The organism is Betaproteobacteria bacterium (assembly GCA_016791345.1).
Lineage (GTDB): Bacteria > Pseudomonadota > Gammaproteobacteria > Burkholderiales > JAEUMW01 > JAEUMW01.
Genome location: JAEUMW010000077.1, coordinates 1 through 3,427, shown reverse-complemented (window position 1 = coordinate 3,427; position 3,427 = coordinate 1). Strand labels below are relative to the sequence as shown.

General features: G+C 68.8%; 5 protein-coding genes. All 5 read left to right on the top strand.

Annotated features, from left to right (window positions below):
* The coding region (locus JNK68_02935; protein ID MBL8539308.1) for a DegT/DnrJ/EryC1/StrS family aminotransferase at positions 1 to 846 on the top strand (846 nt) is incomplete at its 5' end.
* A complete protein-coding gene (gene lpxA, locus JNK68_02930; protein ID MBL8539307.1) occupies positions 843 to 1,637 on the top strand; it encodes an acyl-ACP--UDP-N-acetylglucosamine O-acyltransferase in 795 nt (264 codons plus the stop codon). The genes JNK68_02935 and lpxA, both read left to right, overlap by 4 nt.
* Before the next feature lie 57 nt (positions 1,638 to 1,694).
* Positions 1,695 to 2,594 (top strand): lipid A biosynthesis acyltransferase, encoded by a 900-nt coding sequence (locus JNK68_02925; protein MBL8539306.1) that lies wholly within the window; start codon positions 1,695 to 1,697, stop codon positions 2,592 to 2,594.
* Positions 2,594 to 3,259: a class I SAM-dependent methyltransferase gene (locus JNK68_02920; protein MBL8539305.1), complete on the top strand. Its 666-nt coding sequence runs from the start codon at positions 2,594 to 2,596 to the stop codon at positions 3,257 to 3,259. Before JNK68_02925 ends, JNK68_02920 begins: the two co-directional genes overlap by 1 nt.
* A gap of 15 nt (positions 3,260 to 3,274) precedes the next feature.
* On the top strand, positions 3,275 to 3,427 hold a 153-nt coding region (locus JNK68_02915), incomplete at its 3' end, for a diaminopimelate epimerase (protein ID MBL8539304.1).

The following is a 3,427-nucleotide window of genomic DNA, read 5'->3' as shown; positions in this document are numbered from 1 at the left end:
ACCTTCATCGGCACTTCGGAGGCGATTTCCTACACCGGTGCCACCCCCGTCTTCGTGGATATCCAGGAGAACACCTTCAACATCGACCCGGGGGCGATCGAACGCGCGATCACGCCGCGCACCAGGGCGGTGATGCCGGTGCACCTGTACGGGCAGGCAGCCGACCTCGATCCCATCGTCGCTCTCTGCCGCAAGCACGGCCTGCGGCTCGTCGAGGACTGCGCTCAGTCGTACGGTGCCCGCTACCGTGGACGCATGACCGGCAGCTTCGGCGACTTCGGCTGTTTCTCGTTCTACCCGAGCAAGAATCTCGGCGCGTTCGGCGACGGCGGCATGGTGACGACCGGGGACGCGCAACTCGCGGCGGAAGTGCGCGTCTATCGCAACCACGGCAGCCGGGAGCGCTACCATCATCACGTGATCGGCTACAACAGCCGGCTCGACGAGATCCAGGCGGTGATCCTGCGCGTGAAGCTGCAGCACCTCGAAGACTTCAACGCGCGGCGGCGTGCCATCGCGCAGGCGTACAACGAACGCCTGGCGGGGGTCGTCGTGACCCCGGTCGAAGCGCTTGGTCGCACGCACGTGTACCACCAGTACACCGTCCGCAGCCCGCGCCGCGATGCCATTCAGAAAGCGCTCGCAGAGGTGCAGATCGGGTCGATGATCTATTACCCGGTGCCGCTGCACCAGCAGGAGGTCTACGCCGATCTGTGCCGTGGTGTGCGTCTGCCGGTGACGGAGGCGGTGGCGCAGGAGGTGATCTCCTTGCCGATCTTCCCGCAGATGACGCTGGACCAGGTGGACCGCGTGTGCGAGGTCGTGCGCAAGGCGGCCTCGCAATGAGCTCAGCGGAACCGCTCACGGGCATCCACCCGACGGCGCAGATCGATCCGGGCGCGGATCTCGGAGCGGACGTCGCGGTCGGTCCGTTCGCGGTCATCGAAGGCGATGTCACCATCGGCGACGGCTGCCGCATCGGCGCGCACGCCGTCATCCGTCGCTACACGACGCTGGGCCCGCGTTGCCGCGTGTGGGAGCACGCGATGCTCGGCGGAGAGCCGCAGGACGTGAGCTTTCACGACCAGGTGAGCCGGCTCGAAATCGGTGCGGACAACCTGATCCGGGAGGGTGCGACGATCCACCGTGCGACCACCGCGGGCGGCAGCACGCGCATCGGGGACGGCAACTTCCTCATGGCCAACTGCCATGTGGCACACGACTGCAAGATCGGTGACCGCGTCATCATCGCCAACGGCGCGCTGCTCGCCGGCCACGTGTCGGTGGCCGACCGCGCATTCATCTCCGGCAATGTCGTCATCCACCAATTCGCGCGGGTGGGGACACTGGCGATGGTCGGCGGTCTGGCGCGCATCAGCCAGGACTGTCTGCCCTACATGATCACCGAGGGATCGCCGGCCGGCGCGCGTGGCCTGAATCTCGTCGGCCTGCGGCGGGCGGGCTTCGGTGTCGAGCAGATCCGGGCGCTGAAGCAGGCGTTCCGGACCCTGTTTCGCGCCGGCCGCTCCCTGCAGGACGCGCTGGCCGAGCTTGATGCCTCGGCGTGCGCGGAAGTGCGCTCGGTGGCCGAATTTGCACGGGCGACGAAGCGCGGCTTCACGCACGGGAGTGCGTGAGTCCGGCGCCGCGTTGCGTCAGCCCTGTTTCCCCGGTCGTGACCCGGCGACGATGCCATGTTGACCCGGCTCGGCTTCGGCGTGCTGTGGCTCGCGCATTTCCTGCCGCTGCGTCTGCTCACGGCCGTAGGCGATTTTGCGGGCATCGTCGGTTACTACCTCGCGCGGTCACGGCGGCGCATCGGTCGCGTCAATCTCGCGCTCTGCTTTCCTGAGCTTGGCCCGCGCGAGCGCGAGGCCCTGCTCAAGCGCCACTTTCGGGCGTTCGGGCGTTCCGTGTTCGAGCGCGGCGTGATGTTCTGGGGCTCGAAGGCGCGCATCCAGGCTATGGTGCAGGTGGAGGGCATCGAGCATTTTCTCGCCCTCAAGGGGCAGCCGGTGATCGTGTTCGCGCCGCACTTCGTGGGCGTGGACATGGCTGCAGCGCGGCTGGCGACGGAGTACCGCGCCTGCGCCATGTATGCGCGGCAGAGCGACAGCATCGCCGACGAGATGCTGGCGCGTGGGCGCAACCGCTTCGGCAACGCCGTGCTGTTCCCGCGCGACGAAGGGCTGCTGCCGGTCCTGCAGGCGATGAAGGAAGGCCTGCCGTTTCTCTACTCGCCCGACATGGACTTCGGAGCGCCGCACTCGATCTTCGTGCCCTTCTTCGGCGTCCCCGCAGCCACCACCACGGGGCTCTCGGTGATCGCCCGCGTGACGCGCGCCAGGGTGCTGCCGCTCGTCGTCGCCCAGCGCGCCGGCGGCGATGGATACGTCGCCCGGATGTTGCCACCGCTCGCCGATTTCCCCAGCGCCGACGCCGAGAGCGACACGCGGCGGATGAACGCCTTCATCGAGGCGCGCATTCTGGAGATGCCCGAGCAGTACCACTGGCTGCACAAGCGCTTCAAGACGCGGCCGGCCGGCGAGCCCGATCCCTACACGCGGACCCGGGCGGCCGCGGCCGCCTCATGATGGAACGGATCCCCGAGCCGGAGCTGATGGACGAGCCGGAGCAGGCGCTCGCCTACGCCCATGCGGATTTCAGCGAGCCGCACGATGCCTTCGTCGCGCGCTTTCGGGAGTGCTTCCCCGATCTGAACGCAGGCAGGGTGCTCGACCTGGGCTGCGGGCCGGCAGACGTGACGATCCGCTTCGCGCGCGCCTGCCCGCAGGCGCAGGTCACGGGTGTCGACGGCGCCGAGGCGATGCTCGCACTCGGGCGCCAGGCCGTCGCGGCAGCGGGGCTGGCGGGGCGCATTCGGCTGCAGCGCGTGCGGCTGCCCGCCGCCGCGCTCGACGGTTCACCCTACGATGCCGTCATCAGCAACAGTCTGCTGCATCATCTCGCCCGGCCCGCGGTGCTGTGGGACGCCGTGCGCGTGGCGGCGGCTCCGGGGGCGGCGGTGTTCGTGATGGATCTGCTGCGTCCGCCTTCGCGCGAGGCGGCGATGGACCTCGTCGCCCTGCACGCGGCGGATGCGCCCGAAGTGCTGCGTCGGGATTTCTTCAACTCGCTGCTCGCCGCGTTCAGACCGGAGGAGGTGCGCGCGCAGCTCGAGGCTTCCGGGCTGGCGCACCTGCGGGTCGAGGTCGTCAGCGACCGCCACCTGATCGCCTGCGGCCGCTACGCGGGATAGCACGCCGGAGAGCTCATGCGACTCAAGTTCACGAAGATGGAGGGGCTCGGCAACGACTTCGTCGTGATCGACGCGACGGCGCAGCCGATCGAGCTATCGCGTGCCCAGCTGCGGTTGCTCGCCGATCGCCACTTCGGCGTCGGTTGCGATCAGATCCTGCAGGTGGAA

What these genes read in the sequence shown, in the direction of transcription:
- JNK68_02920 (MBL8539305.1), top strand. Translation starts at nt 2,594, where the DNA reads ATGGAACGGATCCCCGAGCCGGAGCTGATGGACGAGCCGGAGCAGGCG.
- lpxA (MBL8539307.1), top strand. Translation starts at nt 843, where the DNA reads ATGAGCTCAGCGGAACCGCTCACGGGCATCCACCCGACGGCGCAGATC.
- JNK68_02925 (MBL8539306.1), top strand. Translation starts at nt 1,695, where the DNA reads ATGTTGACCCGGCTCGGCTTCGGCGTGCTGTGGCTCGCGCATTTCCTG.